The organism is Rhodococcus sp. M8, assembly GCF_015654185.1.
Lineage (GTDB): Bacteria > Actinomycetota > Actinomycetes > Mycobacteriales > Mycobacteriaceae > Rhodococcus > Rhodococcus aetherivorans.
Genome location: NZ_CP064065.1, coordinates 6022517 through 6041449, shown reverse-complemented (window position 1 = coordinate 6041449; position 18933 = coordinate 6022517). Strand labels below are relative to the sequence as shown.

Below are 18933 nucleotides of genomic sequence, written 5' to 3'. Positions count from 1 at the left end.
CGTCGGGACACGTGACCGCTCAGGATCTTCGCCGCGCCCGCGCGGCCGTGTTCGCCACCTTCGGCGTCAACGGGTTCCTGCTCGCGATGTGGGTGGTGCACATCCCCGCGATCGAGGAGCGCGTCGGCATCGACCACGCCACGCTGGGTTCCCTGCTGCTGGTCCTCGCGGCCGGGGCGATCGCCGGAATGCAGGCCACCGGTCCGCTCGCCGACCGGTTCGGCAGCGACCGCACCACCGTCGCCGCGGCGGTCCTGCTGGCGGTGGCGACCCTCGGCCCCGGCCTGGCCGGCGCGGCGTGGCAGCTGGGCGTGGCGCTCGCGGTGTTCGGGTTCGCGAACGGCGCCCTGGACGTGTCGATGAACTCGCAGGCCGTGGCGGTCGAGCAACGCTACCGGAGACCGATCATGGCCGCGTTCCACGGCCTGTTCTCGGTCGGCGGGGTCGCCGGCTCGCTGGTCGGGGCGGCCGCCCTGGCGACGGGGCTCGCCCCGGCCGTCGCCCTCGGCGGCGCCGGCCTCGTCGGCGCGCTCGTCGTCGCGGTCTCGGCGCCGCACCTCGTGCGGGTGCCCCGGGTCGAGCACCCGCGCGAGGCCGGCCCGCGCGGCGGATACTCCCGCCGGGTGCTGCTGCTCGGCGGGCTCGCGTTCATGCTGATGCTCAGCGAGGGCGTCGCCAACGACTGGAGCGCCCTGCAGGTCAAGGAACACCTGGGCAGCCCGGATGCGGTCGCGGCGCTGGCCTTCGGCGCGTTCTCCACGACGATGACGCTCGGCCGCTTCGTGGCGGACCGCGTCAGCGCCCGCATCGGCGCCGTGGCCGTGGTCCGGTACGGCACGCTGCTGGCGGGGGCCGGGATGGGCACGGTCGTCGCCTCCCCGTGGCTGCCCACGACGCTCGCCGGATGGGCGCTGTTCGGGCTGGGCCTGTCCGGCGCCGTGCCGCAGATCTTCAGCGCAGCCGGGAACATCGACGCCGGCGCCCCGGGCCGCAACATGTCCCGTGTCGTCGGCATGGGATACATCGGGTTCCTGGCGGGGCCCGCCACCATCGGCTGGCTCTCGGAGGCGACGTCGCTCACCGCGGCGATGACGGTGCCGTTGGCATGTGTGCTCGCCGCCGCAGCCCTCGCCGGCTCCGTCGGTGAGCGGACCCGTCGCACGCTCGCGCGCGTGGACGGCCGCTAGCGCGGGAGGACGGTCAGGACCCGCACGACGTGGTCGCGGAACTCGCGCATGTAGTTGCGGAGGAAGTCCTCGGTGCCCGAGTTGTGGACGGTGCCGTCGTCCCCGAAGACCTCGGGCGTGTAATGGATGTACGCCTCGGGCGACGTCATCTGCCGCGCGTTGCAGAAGCTCAGCACGGCGCGCAGGCTCTGCTGGCCCACGGCGGTGCCGATCGCGCCGATGGAGGCGCCGATCACGGCGGCCGGGATGTGATCGAACGAGTTCTGCCCCCACGGGCGCGACGCCCAGTCGATGGCGTTCTTCAGCGCCCCGGGAATCGACCGGTTGTACTCGGGTGAGACGAACAGCACCGCATCCACAGCGGCGATCGCGTCCTTGAGCGCGGCCCCCTCCGGCGGGTAGTTCGCGTCGTAGTCGGGGCTGTAGAGCGGCAGGTCCCGGATGGCGATCTCGACGAATTCGAGGTCGTGCGGGGCGAGCCGGATCAACGCCTTCGCGAGGATACGGTTGATCGAGGTGGACGACAGGCTGCCGACGAAGTAGCCGACCCTGTACGTCCTCTCGGTCCCTGGGTGCTCGGTCCCTGGGTGCTCAGTCCCTGAGTGCTCGGTCCCTGGGTGCTCGGTCACGGGACGCATCCTTTCCGTCGGTGCCACGGGCCGGGGCACAGCCCGCCTGCCACCTCCGACGGTCGCACACGAGCGGGGCGCCCGCACGGTGTTCCGTGCGGACGCCCCGGTTCGTCGAACTCCCTACAGCGCCTTGAGTTCCTCGGTGACCTCGGAGACCATCTTCTTCGCGTCGCCGAAGAGCATGGAGGTGTGGTCGGCGGTGAACAGCGGGTTGTCGATGCCGGCGTAGCCGGAGCTCATCGAGCGCTTGAGCACGATGACCGACTTGGACTGGTCGACGTTGAGGATGGGCATGCCGTAGATCGGGCTGGACGAATCCTGCCGGGCGGCGGGGTTGGTGACGTCGTTGGCGCCGATGACGACGGTGACGTCGGTGCGGGAGAACTCGCCGTTGATGTCGTCCATCTCCTTGAGCGCCTCGTACGGCACCTCGGCCTCGGCGAGCAGGACGTTCATGTGCCCGGGCATCCGGCCGGCGACCGGGTGGATGGCGTACTTGACCTCCACGCCCTTCTCCTCGAGCAGCGCCGCCATCTCCTTGACCGCGTGCTGCGCCTGCGCCACCGCCAGCCCGTAGCCGGGCACCACGATGACCTGGTTGGCGTAGGCCATCTGGACCGCGGCATCGGAGGCGGAGGTCGCCTTGACGGTGCCGCCGGCCCCGCCCGCCACCGCACCGGCACCGCCGTCGCCGCCGAACGAGCCGAACACGATCGCCGGGATGGACCGGTTCATCGCCTTGGCCATCAGGTTGGTCAGGATCGAACCCGACGCACCGACGATCATGCCGGCGACGATCATCGCCTGGTTGTTCAGCGCCAGGCCGGCCGCCGCGGCCGACAGGCCGGTCAGGGCGTTGAGCAGCGAGATGACCACCGGCATGTCGGCGCCGCCGATCGGCAGCACCACGAACAGGCCCATCAGCCCGGCCACGACGAGCAGCGCGACGATCCACACCGCCGAGGTCGGCTCGTTCGCCGGGTCGGCCGCGAGTCCGATGTACACGGCGAGCGCGATCGCCGCGAGCGCGAGCACGATGTTCGCCAGCTGGAAGGCCTTGGCCGCGCCGACGAGGCGGCGCTCGAGGTTCTTGTTCAGCAGCTCCTGCAGCTTGGCGAACGCCACCAGCGAACCCCAGAACGAGACCGAGCCGATGATCGCGGCGAACAGCGAGCCGACCACCACGGGCACCGTCGGTTCCTCGGCGAGGGTGGTGAAGCCGTCCGAGTCGAGGAACTCCGCCCACGCGATCAGCGCGACGGTGCCGCCACCGACGCCGTTGAACAGCGCCACCAGCTGCGGCATCGCCGTCATCTTCGTGCGCAGCGCCGGCGGGACGCCCAGGACGACACCGACGACCAGGCCGGCGACGATCCAGCTCCAGTTGTCGGTGTCGCGGATGTCGATCAGCACGGCGAGCACCGCCACGGCCATGCCGACCGCGGCGATGTAGTTGCCGCGGACCGCGGTCTTCGGGCCGGTCAGGCCCATCAGACCGTAGATGAACATCGCGAACGCGACGATGTACAGGACGGAGACGAGGTAGCTCATTTCGCGTCGGCTCCCTTCTGCTCCGCCGGGGCGGCCGACACCGGCACCCGCTTCTTGGGCTTGAACATCGCGAGCATGCGGTCGGTGACGACGAAGCCACCGACGACGTTCAGCGTGCCGAACACCAGCGCGACGAACAGGATGACCTTGATGCTCCACGGCGCGCCGGCCGGCAGGTGGCCGAACACCACCAGCGCACCGAGCACCACGATGCCGTGGATGGCGTTGGTGCCCGACATCAGCGGGGTGTGCAAGGTGTTGGGCACCTTCGAGATCACGGCGAAGCCCACGAACCCGGCCAGGACCAGGATCGCGATGTTCGCCAACAGTTCGGTATACATCTAGACGTTCTCCTTCGAGCGGGTCACGCACGCGCCGTCGAGGATCTCGTCCGAGAAGTCCGGCGCCAGGGCACCGGACTCGTCGAGCATCAGCTCGAGCAGGGCCACGACGTTCTTCGAATACAGCTGCGAGGCGTGCTCGGGCATGGTCGCGGGCAGATTCAGCGGCGAGCAGATGGTCACGCCGTGCTTGACCACCGTGCGTCCGGGTTCGGTCAGCTCGCAGTTGCCGCCGGTCTCGCCGGCCAGATCCACCACCACCGAGCCAGGCTTCATGCCCTCCACGGCGGCGGCGGTGACCAGCCGCGGCGCGGGCCGGCCCGGCACCAGCGCGGTGGTGATCACCACGTCGAAGCCCTTGATGGCCTCCTCGAGCGCCGCCTGCTGCTGCGCACGCTCGTCCTCGGTGAGCTCGCGGGCGTAGCCGCCCTCACCGGCGGCGTCGATGCCCAGATCGAGCCACTGCGCACCGACCGACCGCACCTGGTCGGCGACCTCCGGACGCACGTCGTAGCCGGTGGCGCGCCCGCCCAGGCGCTTGGCCGTGGCCAGCGCCTGCAACCCGGCCACCCCCACGCCGAGCACCAGCACCGTCGCCGGCTTGACCGTGCCCGCGGCGGTGGTGAGCATCGGGAAGAACCGCGTCGACTCCGACGCGGCCACCAGCACCGCCTTGTACCCGGCGACGTTCGCCTGCGACGACAGCGCGTCCATCACCTGCGCCCGGGAGATCCGCGGGATCGACTCCACGGCGAACGCCTGCACCCCGGCCGCGGCCAGCGCCCCGATCTGGTTCTCGGCGTTGCGCGGGGCGAGGAACCCGATCAGCGCCTGCCCCGACCGCATCCGCGCGACCTCCGCATCCGACGGCGGCGCCACCTTGAGCACCACATCCGCCGACCACGCATCCCCGATCCGCGCACCGGCCTCGACGTACGACTCGTCCGGGATCAGCGCACCGAGCCCGGCCCCGGACTCGACGACCACGTCGAGCCCCTTCTTGATCAACGACGGGACGATCATCGGCACCAGCGCGACCCGCCGCTCGCCGTCGTTGGTTTCCCGAACGACGCCGACGGTGGGTCGCGCTGTCACCGCACGTCCCGTACCCATATCCTCGGTTTCCAAAGTTTTCGACTCCTGCGTTGAATCGGCACCTCACCGCGATGAGCGGCGGGTCATGTGCGACGAGCGGCCGACTCGGGCCGTGCACGATGGGCGATGAGCCTAGTCAGACGTACCCCGCCCCGGACGGGGGCGCAACCGCTGGGTTTCGTCTGAATCGAGTCCGAACAGTCGAACGATGCCAGAATGTGAGGTAGTTCACTTCACAATTCTGCCGTATCCGCGGTGAGGGAGGAGGGGCGAGTCCATGGCACGTCGCAGCGTCGTCGTCGAGCGCGTGTACGACCATCCGGGAGACGAGGAGGCGTTCCGGGTGTTCGTCGACCGGCTGTGGCCGCGGGGGCTGCGCAAGGACGCGTTCCATCATGACGACTGGGCCAAGGACCTGGCGCCGTCGACCGGGCTGCGCAAGTGGTACTCGCACGACGCCTCGCAGTTCGCCGAGTTCCGCGACCGGTACCTCGCCGAACTGGACGGCCCGGACGCGCGTGCAGCCCTGGCGCGCCTCGACGACTTGGCCGACGGCCGGTCCGTCGTCCTGCTCACCGCCACCCGGGACCTCGAGCACAGTGGCGCCGCCGTCCTCGCGGAGCGGATGCGGGGTGCGCGGTGAACGACGTGCCCGCCGCCGGCGGCGACCCCGTGTGCTGGATGCACCGGGTCTGCCCCGACTGCGGCTTCTTCCTCGAGGAACCGGAGGCCCCGTGCCCACGGTGCGGCGCCGTCCTCCGGCACGACGAGGAGAGTACGGACGAGTCCGGCCCCGGCCCCCTACCCTGACCCGATGCCCACTCCCCCCGCGCGGATCCTCGATCTGGCCCGGCCCGCACGACGGGTCGCCGTGCTCACGGGCGCCGGAATGTCCGCCGAAAGCGGCGTGCCGACGTTCCGCGACGCGCAGACCGGCCTGTGGGAGCACTTCGACCCGGCCGATCTGGCGACACCGGAGGCGTGGGACCGCGATCCCGCGTCGGTGTGGGCCTGGTACCAGTGGCGCGTGGCCCTGGTCCGACGAGTGCAGCCGAACGCCGGGCATCGGGCGCTGGCCCGCTGGGGGCGCACCGTGGACCTGTCGATCGTCACGCAGAACGTCGACGACCTGCACGAGCGGGCCGGCAGCCCCGTGCTCTCGCATCTGCACGGCAGCCTGTTCTCGCCGCGGTGCGCCGAGTGCGGCACCCCCGCCGACCTGCCCGAGGCCCCCACCGAGCCGGTCGCCCGCCTCGATCCACCGGCCTGCGGCGCGTGCGGCGGCGACGTGCGGCCCGGGGTGGTGTGGTTCGGCGAGCCGCTGCCGACCGGACCGTGGGAGGCGGCCACCGCCTCCGTGCTGACCGCCGACGTGGTGTTCGTGGTCGGCACGTCGGGGATCGTCTATCCGGCCGCCGGCCTGCCCTCGCTGGCCCGCCGGCATGGCATCCCCGTCGTCGAGGTCAACCCCGAGCAGACCGACCTGTCCGACCGGGTGGACGAGGTGTGGCGCACCACCGCCGCGGTGGGCCTGCCGCAACTCGTCGCAGCGGTCGCCGCGGAGCAGACGCCCCGCCTACAGTGAGCGGGTGAGCTCCTGTGTGTTCTGCGCCATAGTCCGCGGCGACGCTCCCGCCGTGCGGGTGTACGAGGACGACGACGTGGTGGCCTTCCTCGACATCCGGCCGATCGCCCGCGGGCACACGCTGGTGGTGCCGCGGGCTCACGCGCCCCGGCTCGACGACCTCGATCCCGAGCACGGCGCCGCGCTGTTCCGGACCGGGCAGCGCATCGCCCGGGGCGTGCAACGCTCGGATTTCGCCGCGGACGGCGCCAACCTGGTGTTCAACGACGGCCGGTCCGCCTTCCAGACCGTCTTCCACGCGCATCTGCACGTGCTGCCGCGGTGGCGCGGCGACAAGCTGCGCCTCGCGGCGGGACTGCTGCGGCGCCGGCCCCACGACCCGGAGGCCACCGGTGCGGCGATCCGCGCCGGCCTGGCCCGTCTCGAAGCGGAGGACGCACTGTGACACACGGAAAGACACACGGAAACACCACGACCGGCGGCACCACCGGGCCGGACACCGACGCCGCGCCGGAGTTCCCGGTCGAGCCGATCCGCGCGCTGCTCCTCGAGCAGTTCGGGGTCATCGACGAACTGCTCGCCGACGTACACGGGGACACCTGGTACACGCCCACCTCGCTGCCCGGGTGGACGGTCAAGGACATCACGGCACACCTGATCGGGACCGAGTCGATGCTCGCCGGCATCGAGGTGCCGCACGTCGATATCGACGTGCACGCGCTCGGCCACGTCCGCAACGAGATCGGCGCCTTCAACGAACGGTGGATCGAGTCCCTCCGCGGCACGCCCGGCGACGAGGTGCTCGCGCGGTACCGGGAGATCGTCGCGCGCCGACGGGAGCAACTCGGGGCCATGACCCAGAAGGACTTCGACGAACCGGCGATGACCCCGGTGGGGCAGGCCACCTACGGCCGTTTCATGCGCATCCGCGTCTTCGACTGCTGGATGCACGAACTCGACCTCCGCGACGCGCTCGGCGTGCCCGGCGACGAGGGCGGCGCCCGGGCCGAGCTCGCAGCCGCGGAGATCTTCGGGGCGCTCGCGTTCGTCGTCGGCAAGCGCGGCAAGGCTCCCGACGGGGCGCGGATCACGTTCGAGCTGAGCGGCCCACTGGCCCGCACCCTCCACGTCGAGGTGGACGGCCGGGCCGCGGTGGTGCCGGCCCTGTCCGGTCCGGCGACGAGCACCGTGGCGATGGATTCGCGGCTGTTCGTGCGGCTCGCCGGCGGCCGCACGCACGCGTTCGACCGTCTCGACGAGATCACCCTCGGCGGCGACACGACGGTGGGCCGGCGGATCGTCGACCACCTCGCCTTCACCATCTGATCGGCGGCTTCGTGCGGCTGTTCCTGTCGTCGTACCGGTTCGGCACGGATCCCGGGTTGCTCCTCGGAGTCACGCGGGGGCCGTGCCCGATCGCGGTGATCGCGAACGCGGCCGACGCATGGCCGTCCCGGGCCCGGGACTCGGCGGTGGCGAGCGAGCTGGCGCCGCTGCGTGCGCTCGGATACGAACCCACCGAGGTGGATCTGCGGGACCATGCCGGCGCCCCCGACGGCCTGCGGGCGGCGCTGTCCCCGTTCGGAGCGTTGTGGGTGCGCGGCGGCAACACGTTCGTGCTGCGCGCGCGGCTCGCCCTGTGCGGGGGCGACGAGATCCTCACGGACCTGGTCCGTTCCGGTGCGCTGGCCTACGCTGGATACAGCGCAGGGGCGTGCCTTGTGACGCCGTCCCTGCGCGGTCTCGAATTCTCCGACGATCCCGGCGAGGTCGACGCGGTCTGCGGGGTCCCGGCCCGCTGGGACGGTCTCGGGTGGGTGGACTACGCGATCGTCCCGCACGCCGGGGACTCGCCCCTCGCCGACGCGGGCGTCGCGCGGACGCTGGACTTCCTCACTCGCGAGCGGCTGCCGTTCCGGGCACTCGGCGACGACGAGGTGATCGTCGTGGACGAGTCCTGAGGCCCCGTGCCGGTGCCGTGGTCACGGCCCGTTGCTCGCGCGGACGAACGGCGCGAACCGGTCGAGGGAGACCCAGGCCGTGCGGCATCGGCGGGCGGTGACCTCGTCGGCCCGCGCGAGCAGGATGTCGAGAAGTTCCCGGGGATTGTCCCGCCAGCGCAGGGCGAGGTGCCGTTCCTCCTCGTCCGACAGCGCCGCGAACCTGCTCGCCGTGGCGGCCCAGTCCGCCACGTCCCCGTGATGAAGGCGCTCCAGCGCGTTGTAATCGACTCGCCGCGAAAGGAATTCGTCGGACAACGCGCGGACGAGTTTCGCGTCCGTCAGCGCGGATGCGGTCATACGGCACCTCCTTCGAACGACCGTTGACGTTAGTGACCTGCGACAACCACCCGATCGCGCAGCCGGAACGATTCGATAACAGAGTGACTGGTGAGACTGATGTGACTTCCACTGTTAGGATCCGTACGGTGGAGACACTGACCGACCTGCTCACGAGCGGTGCGGCACCCTGGTGGGCCGTACCGGTGGGACTCACGGCCGGCGTGCTCCTCGGCGTCCTCGCCACCCGGATCGGCGCGCGACCCCCGCGACGGAACGCCGCCGTGGCCGCTCCCCTGCGGGCGGCCGATCGCGCGCTGCAGGTTCGCTTCCTGCACGCCGCCGACAGCGTCTACAACCACCTGTTCGAGGCGGATCACTCCGCCCTCGCCGAGGCCGACCTCACCGAGGCCCTGCAATCCGACGACCTGCACCTGCGCTCGGTCGCCCGCGGCATCGTCGACCTCGACGCGATCGTCAACGAGATGCGGCTGTCCGCTCCCGATCCGGTGCTCGCCGCCGCCGTCGCCCTCTTCGGATACCTCACCGCCGTCTCGAGCGACGGGACCGACGACCTCGACGAGTTCCGGGACCGCTACCTGACCCGCAAGTCCGCGTTCGTCGACGCCGTCCGCGCCGCCCACCCGCCGGCCGGCCCGGTCCCCGCCTGAGCCCGTCGCCACTGTCGACTGCATCGCGTCACCACCACCACGTCACCGCTCACGTCACGCGGGGCCCGCCCTCGACACAGGTCCACAACAGGAACATCGCGGCCCGCGCCACGCGCATTACCGCCGCCGCGGGCGGATCCCCCCGCCGGCGCGACGGCCGGTAGGGTCGTTGGCGTGACCAACGACGAGCACCGCATCGAACATCACGCCGAGCAGTCCCGATTCGCGTTGTACACCGGCGACACCCTCGCCGCGTTCGCCGACTACACCGACTCGGACGGTGTGCGCGACTTCGACCACACCGTCACCCAGCCCCGGTTCCGCGGTCACGGGCTCGCCGCCGAGGTGGTCCGCCACGCCCTCGACGCCACCCGTTCGGAGGGCCTGAAGATCGCGGCCTCGTGCTGGTACGTCGCGCAGTTCCTCGACGCGAACCCCGAATACCGGAACTGACTCGCCGAGGCGCCGCCCCTATCAGCACGGAGGCGCCGCCCCTATCAGCACGGAGGCGCCGCCCCTATCAGCACGGAGGCGCCGCCTCGATCGGCACGGAGGCGCCGCCTCGATCGGCACGGAGGCGCCGCCTCGATCGGCACGGAGGCGCCCGCCTCGCTCAGCGGGCGCCGGCCTGCCCGGTGGGGGCACCCCCGGCGCGCAGGCGAAGGCCCAGCGCGACGAGGGCGGGGAAGACGACCAACCAGAGAATGCCCCGCTGCACGAGACCCGCGAGGTCGTGCAGGGGCGCGTCGTCGGGCAGCACCAGCACGACCATGAGCGGCACGCCGGCCGCGGCGACGAGTCCCGCACCGAGCACGTAGCGCGACAGCGCCGGGAACCGCCCGTCGCGTGCGAGACGGCGCGACGTCACGACCAGGCCGAGCGCGATGCACGAGAAGAACGTGAAGCCCGAGACGAAGTGGTAGCCCGGGTCGTAGGTGACCCCCGCTGCGTCCTCCCGCAGCGGGAACACCGCCGCGAGCAGTGCGCCGACGCCGGCGAGACCGATCAGCACCGGGCCGAGGGCGCCCGTCCGGTCGGCCGCCGGTCCCCGGTGCACGGCGACGGCGAAGATCAGCAGCAGGAGTCCGAACACGACGAAGTTGAACTGCTGGATCCAGCCGTTCGGGCCGGCTTCGAGCGCACTGATCGTTTCCGCGGTCGGGCTGTACTCGTCCCGCCGGGCTGCCTGCTGCGCCAGCACCACCACGGTGAAGAGGAGGGGCGCGACGATCCCGGCGAGTGCGGCGGCACGTCCCCGAACCAGCCGCGTACCGGGTCCGACGCCGACGTGTGCGCTCATGACCGCTCCTGACCGAGTCCGAATCTGCCGTCGCAGAGGACGTTAGGAGCACCGACGGTGACCGGCATCGGAAGGATTGCCCATTCGGCCCGCCCCGGGATGGGAACTTCGACCCACAGCCCGGCGGACGCAGCCCGTGGGCCTGCGCCGCGGCGCAGGCCCACGCGTTCACAGCTCCCGTGGCGCGTCGCCGGTGTCCGTATGCAACTCACCCACTTCCGTCTTCAGGATTCGCATCGACCGCCCGAGGCCCCGTGCGGCCTCGGGCAGCCGCTTGGATCCGAACAACACCAGCACCACGAGGGCAATGATCGCCCAGTGGGCGGGACTGAGTGCTCCCATCAGCGGGGTCCCTTCCCCTCGGGGAAGACGGCGTCGACCTCCACTTCGACGAGCCACCCGGCCACCGGCAGACTCGCCACCTCCAGCGCGAATCGGCTCGGGCGAGCCGGGTTGCGTTCGAGCGGCGCGGCGGGCTCGGCGGTCCCCATCGGCACCAGCTCGGTGTCGCCGGTCTCGAGGTTGGTGTTCGCGAAGAACTGGCGGTACGCCCGGTTCCATCCGGCGTAGTCGGCGCGATCCGTCCCCGGGTCGTTGTCGAGGAACACCCGCATCGTGGTCACGTCGGCCAGACCGAGCCCCTGAGCCTCGAGATTGTCGCGGATCTTGCGGAGCACATTGATGCCCTGCGCCTCGGTGACCGTCACCCCGGCCGGGAGGACACCGCCCGCGAAGGTCGCGGTGTCGATGTAGGACTCCGGGGACCCCTGCGGCGCGGCGGTGTTCGCGGCCGACGGCCCGATTCCGCTGGTCTTGTACACGGCGGCGTCGGCGCCGATGCCCACGCCCTCGGCGATCATCGGGTTGGCCTCCCCGACCGGCAGCACCGACTGCACGAGCACGGGCGGTGCCGAACCGGCCTCCGCGTCCGTGGACGAGCACGCCACGGTCGAGGCGCCGACGACGGGCAGGACCAGGGCCGCGAGAACGGTTCGGGCGGCACGCTTGTTCATGGATCTCTCCTTCTCCGGGATGGGGATGTCAGGATGCCGCGACACGCTCGTGCAGCGACGTGACCACGGCGCGTGCGGAGGTGAACGCACCGTGTTGCCAGGCGATCGCGTTGGACAGGTGGTCGCCGGCGAAGTAGACGTTCTGCACCGGGTCGAGCAGCAGGGTGTATTCGGGGGTTGCCTCTCCCCCGTGGGAACCCCCGGCACCCTGCCACGATGCCCAGGCCGACTCCGAGTACCGGGTGCGGCGCCAGCTGCCCGAGAACGACGAGGCGATGTCGCGGGTGTACTTGTCGCCGTGGATCTCTGCCCCCTCCGCGATCGCCTTGGCCAATCTCTGCTTGTGCGTGAGCGATTCGAAACCGAGGTGCCTCTTGCCCGAGGAGTAGTAGCCGACGACCACGCCGCGGTCCGAGTTGTAGTGGTCGTAGGGGAACATGATCTGGGAGATGTCCTTGTCGGTGTTGCTGGCACCGCCGTAGATCCGGTCCTCGAGTTCCCACCAGCGGCGCGTGTACTCGATGCCGAGCTTGCCCGACGAGCTGGGCTCGGCCGCGCCGAGTGCGTGCACGACGTCGGCGGGCAGGTTGTGGTTCAGCCGCGTCACCAGGTGCGGCGGGATGGTGCAGATCGCGAAGTCGGCGTCCACCACCCGCGGCACACCGTCGCGGGTGTATTCCACCCGCACCCCCTCGGTCGTGTTCTGCAGGGCCGTCACCTCCGACCCGTATTCGATCCTGTCGGTCCCGATGCGGTCCTCGAACGCGTAGTAGATGCGGTCCATGCCCCCGACCGGGGTGAACATCATCATCGCCTGGTCGTAGCCGAAGTCGAAGCTGAAGTTGCGGCCGATGCCGCCGCGGATCACGTCCGTCATCGCGAAGGGCGGCTCGTGCGTGCCGAAGTCCAGACCGGCGCCGGGCTCGGAGGTGTACCCGCGGCGGGTCGACCCGACGTATCGTCCGTCGCCGGACAGGTCGCCGAAGTCGCTGAGGAACTCGGACAGCGCGTCCTTGTCGGCCTGGGTGAGCACGTCGTCGAGTGCGCCACGGGAGGCCGCCTTCTGCAACAGCTCCGACATGTACCCGTACGTGTCGGCCTTCGCCGCCCGATACGTGATGGACCGGTCGGACAACGCCGTGTCGCTCGAGTAGTGCACGAAGGTGTTGGCGTTCTGGTTGCCGAACGCCTGCAGTTCCACCCCCAGTTCGCGGCAGTAGTCCATCGTCACGTGGCTCTGCGGGATGCGGGTGGCACCGAGGTTGAAGTAGTGCCCGTCGGCGAAGGTGCAGACCTGCTTCTCGCCGTTCAGGTCCGTCTCCTCCGTTCCGGCGCGCACGGACCAGACCCGGCCACCGGGCCGACGCCGAGCCTCCAGCACCGTGACGTCGTACCCGGCCTTCCCCAATTCGTAGGCGGCGCACAATCCGGCCGGGCCGCCGCCGAGGACGACGACCGAATGATGGCCGTCCACCCGGCCGATCAGGTCGCTGCGCGCCGGCGCCCGGAAAGCCGGCGTTGACGCCGTTGCGGGCGCGAGGCCGATCGTGGACATCGCGCCGTACATTAGGCCGGCGCCGCCCGTGACGCCGAGTCCTTTCATGAAAGACCTACGTGTAACTGCCACAGTGACTGCTCCCATCGTGCAACACCGACCGTCCCGATCGGCTCGGCACCTATGGTGGGAAGAGCGGGATGCGGGGATGTCTCGCACGCGCAACGTCTTGCGAACCGGCGCTCGAGAACGGCGGTCCGCCGCGGACCCGAATTCTCGATCCCGGTGCGCCCGTTCGACTTCCCCCGGAAACAGACCGGAAACACCGGGCCGATAGCTTCGCGTGCCATGTCCGCACTCTCCGACGCGATCACGCAGTCCTTCACGGCGCGTGAGCCGGAACGCCCGGCCTTGTCGCCGCTACGAGCCCTCGGGCGGCGCCGGCTGTCCGGCATCGAGGTGCTCGCGCAGTCGGTCGCCACCACGGCGCCCGCCGCGTCGATGGTCGTCCTGACGACCGCGATCGTGGCCGGGCAGTCGATGCTCGCAGGCCTGCTCACCGTGGCGGCGACGACGGTCCTGCTGGGCGCGGTCGCCGCATGCTTCGCGGCCTTCACCCGCCGCCTCGCCGCCGCCGGTGGCCCGTACACGTTCGTCGCGCAGGGACTCGGCCCCCGCGCCGCGCTCGGCGGTGGTGCCGCGCTGGCGGTGAAGTACCTCGGCAGTGCCGGGCTCACCCTCTACCACGGGGGGCAGTCGATCCTGGCGGTCGCCCACGGGGCCGGCGTCTCCGTTCCCGCACTGCCGTTGTATCTCGTGCTGGCCTGCGTGATCGGCGCGTGCCTGGTCCGCGGGATCAGATTCGCAGTCCACGCGATCCTGCTGGTGGAGGCGTGCTCGCTCGCGTTCATCCTCACGCTGTTCCTCGTGCCGGCCGTGCCCACACCGGTCGCGGAACCCAGCGGCGGTGGTGCCGGGGAGCTCGTGGTCCTGGCGCTCACCGCCGTGTTCGCGCTCGCCGGATTCGAGAGCGCCACCTTCCTGGCACCCGAGGCGCGCCGACCGTTGGTGACGGTCACCCGCACCGTGCTCTGGACACCGCTGATCTGCGGGGCGCTCTGCGTCCTCGCGGCCCTGGCGGTCTGGGGTGGCCGCGGCGGGACGGTGATCGACGCGTATCGCCACGGCACCGACTCCGGCGTGCCGGTCGCCGTCGTCGTGGCGCTGCATCTCGGATTGACCTGCTCGTGGCTGGCGTCCTCGATGGCATCGGTCAACGCGGTTTCGCGACTGGGGTACACGATGGGGATCGAGCGGGTGCTCCCCCGGCTCCTGGCCGCGGTGCACCGGGTGTACCGCACGCCGTACCGTGCCGTCGCCGCGGCCGGGCTGGTGGCGCTCACGATCGCCGTCGCCAAGGCCGGGGCTCCGCATCTCGTCGCGGGGCTTCAGCACGCGGTACGCGTCGCGGTGCTCGTCGCGTACGTCCTGGTGGCCGTCGCCTCCCTGCGCTTCCTGACCAGAATCGGCGAGCAGACCCGCGGCTCGACCCTCGTCGGTGGTGCTGCGGCCGCGGGCGGCGCGCTGCTGCTCGGCTGCGTCGTCGGCTCCGGCATCGTAGCGGTCGATCCCGCCGTGGTGGCCGTCCCCCTGCTGCTGCTCGCCGCGGGACCCCTGTGGTACCTCCTGCTCCGGCGGCGGACGCCACGCGCTGCGACGGCGATCGGGGTGTTCGACAGCGCGGAATCCGCGGACGTGCTGCCGGGCGCCGGGGTCTTCGCACCCGACCGGCTCGGCGCGATGACCCTGGTGCGTGCCGACCGCGGCTCGCATCGGGATCTCTGACGGTGGCGCGCGAGGTCACCGGCCGGGAGCCGACGGCCGTGCAGCGTGCGCTGGCCCTGCTCGAGGCGGTAGCTCAGCTGGGTTCGGGCGCGACGGCCAAGGATCTGGCCCGGCTCACCCGTATCCCGCCGGCGACCGCGTACCGGCTGCTCAACCTCCTCGTCGCCGACGGCTATCTGGTGCGGGTGCACGACCTGTCGGGTTTCGCGCTCGGCCGACGGACGCAGGAGCTGGCGGCAACACCGCACGCGGAGACGTGGCCGGTGGCCGAGGTGCTCGAGGATCTGCGCGCCCAGGTGCGGCACGGGGTGTATCTGGCCTCCTACGAACGGGACCGGATCCGGCTGGTGGATCGCGACCCGGACCACGAGCTGCTGGGCGAGTCGTCGTTGACCCGGCACCTGCACGCGTCCGCGATCGGGAAGCTGCTTCTCGCCGACCGCCCCCATCTCGTCCCCGGCACAGCCCTGCCGAAAGTGGGGCCGCGCACGATCGTCGAGCTCGACCGGCTCGCGATCGAGCTGAGTCGCATCCGGAGCCTCGATGTGTCCGTCGAGCAGGACGAATTGCGTCAGGGACGCACCGCGGTCGCCGTCCCGGTGCGCGACGACGGCGCCGCGATCGTGGGATGCCTCGCGGCGATCGGCGGTACCGGGCGCATCCGCACCGACGATCGGGATCTGATCGATCTGCTCCACGAGTTCGCCGGGCGCCTGCGGCTGCCCGGCGCAGCGCGACGCACGTGAGCGGGGTCCACGCGCCGGTCAGCGGGACGCGTGCAGATTCCGGGCGGTCGGCGACGTCTCGACCGAGGCCGGGTCCGGCTCGGTGCCGAGAATCCGGTCGGCGATACCTGCGGTGGTGACGGTGAACCAGTAGTGCTCGTTCTTGAAATGGTGGTGCCGATGGTGGCGCCACACCGCGCGGTAGGGCCGCGAGTTCGGGCGGTAGTCCGTGTGGATGAGGTAGTGCGTCCATTCGTAGCTCAGGCCCAGGACGCCGACGGTCACCAGGAACGTCAGTGCCAGGCCGGCCCTGGGGAAGGCCAGCCATGCGCCGGCGACGAGAACCGGCAGCAGCCACACCAGGGTCTGCCAGGGAATGAAGATCAGCGGCACGTCGCGCGGGTCGCAGTGGTGCTCGCGGTGCTTGCGGGCCAGCAGCGAATCCAGCGTCAGTCCGCCGATCCGGCGCGGCCGCCAGTGCAGGATGCCGACGTGGATGACCCATTCCACCAGCGGGAACACCAGCAGGGCGACCACTGGGACCAGGGCGTCGGAGATCTGCCAGTCGCCGCGGAGAACCCGCGCGACGCTCGCGGCGGCGAGCAACGCGCCGATCATCCACGGCGACGGGTGCCGGGCGAACTCGGCGGCGGCGTCCCGCAGGCCGATCGAGGTGCGACGGCTACGCCGTTCGGTCCGATCCGTGCTCATGCCAGGCTCCTCGCATCTGCGTGTTCCGCATGGTCGATGGCGGTCGTCAGGGCCGACGTGCCCAGGTCGAGCAGTTCCCCGGCGGCGCGTTCGGCGCCATCCTCGTCGTGGGCGACGATCGCTCCGGCGAGCCGTTCGTAGAGGTCGGTGCGGCCGACTTCGGCGACCAGGACGCCGGCCATCGCGGTCATGGCCGGTTCGTAGGCGTTGCGCAGGCTGTTGAAGATCAACCGGAACGCGAGGGAGTCGGCCGCGTCGACGACGCGTTCCCAGAATTCGAGGGCGGCGACCTGCAGTGCAACGGGGTCCTCCCCCGTCGCGAGCCGCGCCACGGCGTCGCGCAACCGGGGTTCCGTCTCGTCCGTCGCGCGGGCGGCGGCGAGCCGGGCAACCTGACGGCCGATGAGGCGTCGGGCCTCGAGGACGCTGCGGACGACGTCCCAGTCGGGCCGGCCGTCGCGCACGAGCAGCCGCGGGAGCAGCTCCGGACCGGCCTGGGTGCGGAAGTCGCGGACCGACGTCGCCTCCCCCTGGCGCACCTCCACCAGACCCGCGTGGGACAGCCGGGAAATCGCCTCGCGGACAGCGGGTCTCGATACACCGAACGCTTCGGCCAGGTTGCGCTCGCTCGGCAGCGCCGCCCCGGCGGCGAGGTCGCCCCCGAGCACCCGGGCGGCGATCTGGTCGTACACCTCGCCGGAGGCGGACTTGCGGGCGATCGGCTCGAACATCACGGACCGACCGTAGGCCGGAACCCGGCCAGAGGTCAAGTGGTCATACCAGTTTGCTGTCGGCCGAATGTCACAGCAGGTCGATCTGAGCGAAGTGATGTGACATTCGGCCCGCACGGAGCCGCCCGATCAGCTGAAGCCCATCACCTGGTCGCCCCAGGCCTCACGCAGCACCCTGTCGGGGTCCGGGACAAGGGTGTCGGTGCTGTCGATCAGCAGGGTCATCCGCTTTCCGGTGTCGTACGGCGCCCAGTGCCGGGACCCGTCCAGGGCGGCGGGCACACCGTGGTGCGCGAAGGCCAGCCAGCGGCGCTGGATCCGGCCCGAGACCACCGTCGCGGCCTTGCGGCCGCCGAGCCAGAACGTGGGGTCGCGATCGAGGGTCCCGAAGTTGCCGAAGACGTAGGGCAGTTCGGTGGCGTGGCCGGCGCCGATCCGCGCCGCCTTGAGCATCGGGGTGGCGTGGTCGAACCGGTACACCCACGTCGGCGAGTGGGCGCTGTGCGCGTCGGCGATCCACACCACCGGCATCCGGAACCCTGCGTCCCGCGAAAGCGCCATCGCCCCCGACGTTTTCGAGACGTCCGGATACGCAGAGATGATCTCCGCGATGCGGTCGGGCGGCAGCTCCGGATGATCCGCGGCGAGCGCGTCGAGCATCGCCTGCACGGAGGCGTCGCTCACCGGCATCAGCGGCGACTTCATGAAGCGGAAGATCGACGGCTCGTCCTTGTTGGACCCGATGATCAGGGGAATCCGGTGCGCGAGCCCCTTCTGGAACGCCGCCACCGGGTACTTCGGCACCAGGTCGCGGTCGACCACCGGCGCCATCGCGAGCGTGCCGGGGAACTTCGTGGGGATCTCCCCGACGAGCACGTCGCCCGCATCGGTCAGCGTCTCGTGCGGCATGTCCCGCAGCGCCCACACCCGGGCCGGCGTGAGGTCGAGGATCTCGAGGAACCGCTCGGCGACCCGGGCCGCCCGCTCGGACCCGTATGCCGACGTCGCCGGCGGGCTCTGCGCGATGGCCCGGTGGAACAGGCCCTCGGCGCGGGGCACGGTCATCAGGGTGGTCAGCGACCCGCCGCCCGACGACTCGCCGAACACGGTGACCCGGTCGGGGTCGCCCCCGAACGCGGAGATGCAGTCGCGCACCCACTCGAGCGCGGCGATCTGGTCCCGCAACCCGACGTTGGATTCGAAGGTGGTCCCGGCTGTCGAGAACGACGAGAAGTCGAGGAAGCCGAGGGCGCCGAGCCGGTAGTTGACCGTCACCACGACGACGTCCCCGCGTTCGGCGAGCAACCGTCCGTCGTAGATCCGCTGACCCGAGTACCCGAGGACGTAGGCGCCGCCGTGGATCCAGACCATCACCGGCCGCGGCTCCCCGTCCGGCTCCGGTGCCCAGATGTTCAGCGAGAGGCAGTCCTCGCCGATCGACAGGCCCGGGTCGATGGGGATGGGATTGTTGCGGCCCTGCGGCGCGATGGGCCCGAACCGGCGGGCGTCGAGCACGTCGGTCCACGGCTCCGGCGGTTCGGGGGCGCGGAACCGAAGGTCGCCGGACGCCGGCGCGGCGTACGGGACGCCCTTCCACGCGTAGACGGAACCGTCGCGGTAGCCGCGTACGTCGCCGTACTTGCACCCGACGATGAGAGTCTCGGCGTCCACGGTCCCTCCCGAACGAACGGTCTGGGGCCAAGGTACCAACAACAGACAGGCTGCACGCGCAGCCCCGGCGACCCGGCACCCCGGGCCCGCGTGGGGCGAGC

Annotated in this window: 23 protein-coding genes; 11 read left to right on the top strand and 12 right to left on the bottom strand. The window is 71.2% G+C overall.

Going from position 1 to position 18933, the window contains the following annotated elements; genetic code table 11:
• The first annotated feature begins 11 nt into the window (after positions 1–11).
• Entirely contained in the window at positions 12–1187 is a 1176-nt protein-coding gene (locus tag ISO16_RS27445; protein WP_029542883.1) for an MFS transporter, read from the top strand.
• On the opposite strand, the gene ISO16_RS27440 is transcribed toward ISO16_RS27445, so the two are convergent.
• From ISO16_RS27440 to ISO16_RS27425, 4 genes are all read right to left on the bottom strand, one after another.
• Positions 1184–1825: an NADPH-dependent FMN reductase gene (locus tag ISO16_RS27440; protein WP_230304452.1), complete on the bottom strand. Its 642-nt coding sequence runs from the start codon at positions 1823–1825 to the stop codon at positions 1184–1186. The two genes, ISO16_RS27445 and ISO16_RS27440, sit on opposite strands and share 4 nt — an antisense overlap.
• A gap of 114 nt (positions 1826–1939) precedes the next feature.
• The gene (locus tag ISO16_RS27435) at positions 1940–3370 is read right to left on the bottom strand and encodes an NAD(P)(+) transhydrogenase (Re/Si-specific) subunit beta (protein WP_072634948.1); all 1431 of its coding nucleotides are present in this window, start codon (positions 3368–3370) and stop codon (positions 1940–1942) included.
• Positions 3367–3711 (bottom strand): NAD(P) transhydrogenase subunit alpha, encoded by a 345-nt coding sequence (locus tag ISO16_RS27430; protein ID WP_006940142.1) that lies wholly within the window; start codon positions 3709–3711, stop codon positions 3367–3369. Before ISO16_RS27430 ends, ISO16_RS27435 begins: the two co-directional genes overlap by 4 nt.
• Complete coding sequence (locus tag ISO16_RS27425; protein WP_072634947.1) at positions 3712–4824, bottom strand: Re/Si-specific NAD(P)(+) transhydrogenase subunit alpha; 1113 nt, start codon at positions 4822–4824, stop codon at positions 3712–3714.
• Positions 4825–5083: 259 nt separating this feature from the next.
• Between ISO16_RS27425 and ISO16_RS27420 the strand changes: the two genes are divergently transcribed.
• From ISO16_RS27420 to ISO16_RS27395, 6 genes are read left to right on the top strand one after another with little or no spacing between them, the layout of a single operon-like run.
• Positions 5084–5449, top strand: a complete 366-nt coding sequence (locus tag ISO16_RS27420; RefSeq protein WP_006940140.1) for a DUF488 domain-containing protein — start codon at positions 5084–5086, stop codon at positions 5447–5449.
• Entirely contained in the window at positions 5446–5616 is a 171-nt protein-coding gene (locus tag ISO16_RS27415; protein WP_164528083.1) for a hypothetical protein, read from the top strand. Before ISO16_RS27420 ends, ISO16_RS27415 begins: the two co-directional genes overlap by 4 nt.
• 4 nt (positions 5617–5620) lie before the next feature.
• Complete coding sequence (locus ISO16_RS27410) at positions 5621–6391, top strand: SIR2 family NAD-dependent protein deacylase (protein WP_072634946.1); 771 nt, start codon at positions 5621–5623, stop codon at positions 6389–6391.
• Positions 6392–6395: 4 nt separating this feature from the next.
• Entirely contained in the window at positions 6396–6836 is a 441-nt protein-coding gene (locus ISO16_RS27405) for an HIT family protein (protein WP_072634945.1), read from the top strand.
• Complete coding sequence (locus ISO16_RS27400) at positions 6833–7717, top strand: maleylpyruvate isomerase family mycothiol-dependent enzyme (protein WP_083662473.1); 885 nt, start codon at positions 6833–6835, stop codon at positions 7715–7717. Before ISO16_RS27405 ends, ISO16_RS27400 begins: the two co-directional genes overlap by 4 nt.
• An 11-nt stretch (positions 7718–7728) precedes the next feature.
• Complete coding sequence (locus ISO16_RS27395) at positions 7729–8352, top strand: Type 1 glutamine amidotransferase-like domain-containing protein (RefSeq protein WP_029542868.1); 624 nt, start codon at positions 7729–7731, stop codon at positions 8350–8352.
• A gap of 21 nt (positions 8353–8373) precedes the next feature.
• Here ISO16_RS27395 and ISO16_RS27390 read toward each other — a convergent pair whose 3' ends face one another.
• Entirely contained in the window at positions 8374–8691 is a 318-nt protein-coding gene (locus ISO16_RS27390; protein WP_072634944.1) for a hypothetical protein, read from the bottom strand.
• Positions 8692–8819: 128 nt separating this feature from the next.
• On the opposite strand from ISO16_RS27390, the gene ISO16_RS27385 reads away from it, so the two are divergent.
• Both ISO16_RS27385 and ISO16_RS27380 read left to right on the top strand, forming a co-directional pair.
• Complete coding sequence (locus ISO16_RS27385; protein WP_006940125.1) at positions 8820–9341, top strand: hypothetical protein; 522 nt, start codon at positions 8820–8822, stop codon at positions 9339–9341.
• 174 nt (positions 9342–9515) lie between these two features.
• A complete protein-coding gene (locus ISO16_RS27380) occupies positions 9516–9794 on the top strand; it encodes a GNAT family N-acetyltransferase (RefSeq protein WP_006940123.1) in 279 nt (92 codons plus the stop codon).
• A 160-nt stretch (positions 9795–9954) separates the two neighbouring features.
• Here ISO16_RS27380 and ISO16_RS27375 read toward each other — a convergent pair whose 3' ends face one another.
• The 4 genes from ISO16_RS27375 to ISO16_RS27360 all read right to left on the bottom strand — a co-directional run bounded on the left by ISO16_RS27375 (position 9955) and on the right by ISO16_RS27360 (position 13296).
• Entirely contained in the window at positions 9955–10641 is a 687-nt protein-coding gene (locus ISO16_RS27375; protein WP_072634943.1) for a DUF998 domain-containing protein, read from the bottom strand.
• A 168-nt stretch (positions 10642–10809) separates the two neighbouring features.
• A complete protein-coding gene (gene tatA, locus ISO16_RS27370; RefSeq protein WP_006940119.1) occupies positions 10810–10983 on the bottom strand; it encodes a Sec-independent protein translocase subunit TatA in 174 nt (57 codons plus the stop codon).
• On the bottom strand, positions 10983–11654 hold the full coding sequence (locus ISO16_RS27365) for a Rid family hydrolase (protein WP_072634942.1): 672 nt from the start codon (positions 11652–11654) through the stop codon (positions 10983–10985). Before ISO16_RS27365 ends, tatA begins: the two co-directional genes overlap by 1 nt.
• 28 nt (positions 11655–11682) lie before the next feature.
• Entirely contained in the window at positions 11683–13296 is a 1614-nt protein-coding gene (locus ISO16_RS27360) for a flavin monoamine oxidase family protein (protein WP_139310996.1), read from the bottom strand.
• Between the two features lie 201 nt (positions 13297–13497).
• Here ISO16_RS27360 and ISO16_RS27355 point away from each other — a divergent pair, with 201 nt between their 5' ends.
• Complete coding sequence (locus tag ISO16_RS27355) at positions 13498–14994, top strand: APC family permease (RefSeq protein WP_072634940.1); 1497 nt, start codon at positions 13498–13500, stop codon at positions 14992–14994.
• A gap of 2 nt (positions 14995–14996) precedes the next feature.
• Entirely contained in the window at positions 14997–15740 is a 744-nt protein-coding gene (locus ISO16_RS27350) for an IclR family transcriptional regulator (RefSeq protein WP_083662472.1), read from the top strand.
• Between the two features lie 18 nt (positions 15741–15758).
• On the opposite strand, the gene ISO16_RS27345 is transcribed toward ISO16_RS27350, so the two are convergent.
• The 3 genes from ISO16_RS27345 to ISO16_RS27335 form a co-directional block, all read right to left on the bottom strand.
• Positions 15759–16430 carry a sterol desaturase family protein gene (locus tag ISO16_RS27345; RefSeq protein WP_072634939.1) on the bottom strand — a complete coding sequence of 224 codons (672 nt, stop codon included), beginning with the start codon at positions 16428–16430 and terminating at the stop codon, positions 15759–15761.
• Entirely contained in the window at positions 16427–17161 is a 735-nt protein-coding gene (locus ISO16_RS27340) for a FadR/GntR family transcriptional regulator (protein ID WP_072634938.1), read from the bottom strand. The genes ISO16_RS27345 and ISO16_RS27340 overlap by 4 nt, the downstream gene beginning before the upstream one ends.
• A gap of 129 nt (positions 17162–17290) precedes the next feature.
• Positions 17291–18832: a carboxylesterase/lipase family protein gene (locus ISO16_RS27335; RefSeq protein WP_029542851.1), complete on the bottom strand. Its 1542-nt coding sequence runs from the start codon at positions 18830–18832 to the stop codon at positions 17291–17293.
• Between the last annotated feature and the right edge of the window lie 101 nt (positions 18833–18933).

Coding starts and splice junctions, on each gene's coding strand:
- ISO16_RS27440 (WP_230304452.1), bottom strand. CDS start 1,825: ATGCGTCCCGTGACCGAGCACCCAGGGACCGAGCACTCAGGGACTGAG.
- ISO16_RS27435 (WP_072634948.1), bottom strand. CDS start 3,370: ATGAGCTACCTCGTCTCCGTCCTGTACATCGTCGCGTTCGCGATGTTC.
- ISO16_RS27430 (WP_006940142.1), bottom strand. CDS start 3,711: ATGTATACCGAACTGTTGGCGAACATCGCGATCCTGGTCCTGGCCGGG.
- ISO16_RS27425 (WP_072634947.1), bottom strand. CDS start 4,824: ATGGGTACGGGACGTGCGGTGACAGCGCGACCCACCGTCGGCGTCGTT.
- ISO16_RS27420 (WP_006940140.1), top strand. CDS start 5,084: ATGGCACGTCGCAGCGTCGTCGTCGAGCGCGTGTACGACCATCCGGGA.
- ISO16_RS27410 (WP_072634946.1), top strand. CDS start 5,621: ATGCCCACTCCCCCCGCGCGGATCCTCGATCTGGCCCGGCCCGCACGA.
- ISO16_RS27390 (WP_072634944.1), bottom strand. CDS start 8,691: ATGACCGCATCCGCGCTGACGGACGCGAAACTCGTCCGCGCGTTGTCC.
- ISO16_RS27375 (WP_072634943.1), bottom strand. CDS start 10,641: ATGAGCGCACACGTCGGCGTCGGACCCGGTACGCGGCTGGTTCGGGGA.
- tatA (WP_006940119.1), bottom strand. CDS start 10,983: ATGGGAGCACTCAGTCCCGCCCACTGGGCGATCATTGCCCTCGTGGTG.
- ISO16_RS27365 (WP_072634942.1), bottom strand. CDS start 11,654: ATGAACAAGCGTGCCGCCCGAACCGTTCTCGCGGCCCTGGTCCTGCCC.
- ISO16_RS27360 (WP_139310996.1), bottom strand. CDS start 13,296: ATGGGAGCAGTCACTGTGGCAGTTACACGTAGGTCTTTCATGAAAGGA.
- ISO16_RS27355 (WP_072634940.1), top strand. CDS start 13,498: ATGTCCGCACTCTCCGACGCGATCACGCAGTCCTTCACGGCGCGTGAG.
- ISO16_RS27345 (WP_072634939.1), bottom strand. CDS start 16,430: ATGAGCACGGATCGGACCGAACGGCGTAGCCGTCGCACCTCGATCGGC.
- ISO16_RS27340 (WP_072634938.1), bottom strand. CDS start 17,161: ATGTTCGAGCCGATCGCCCGCAAGTCCGCCTCCGGCGAGGTGTACGAC.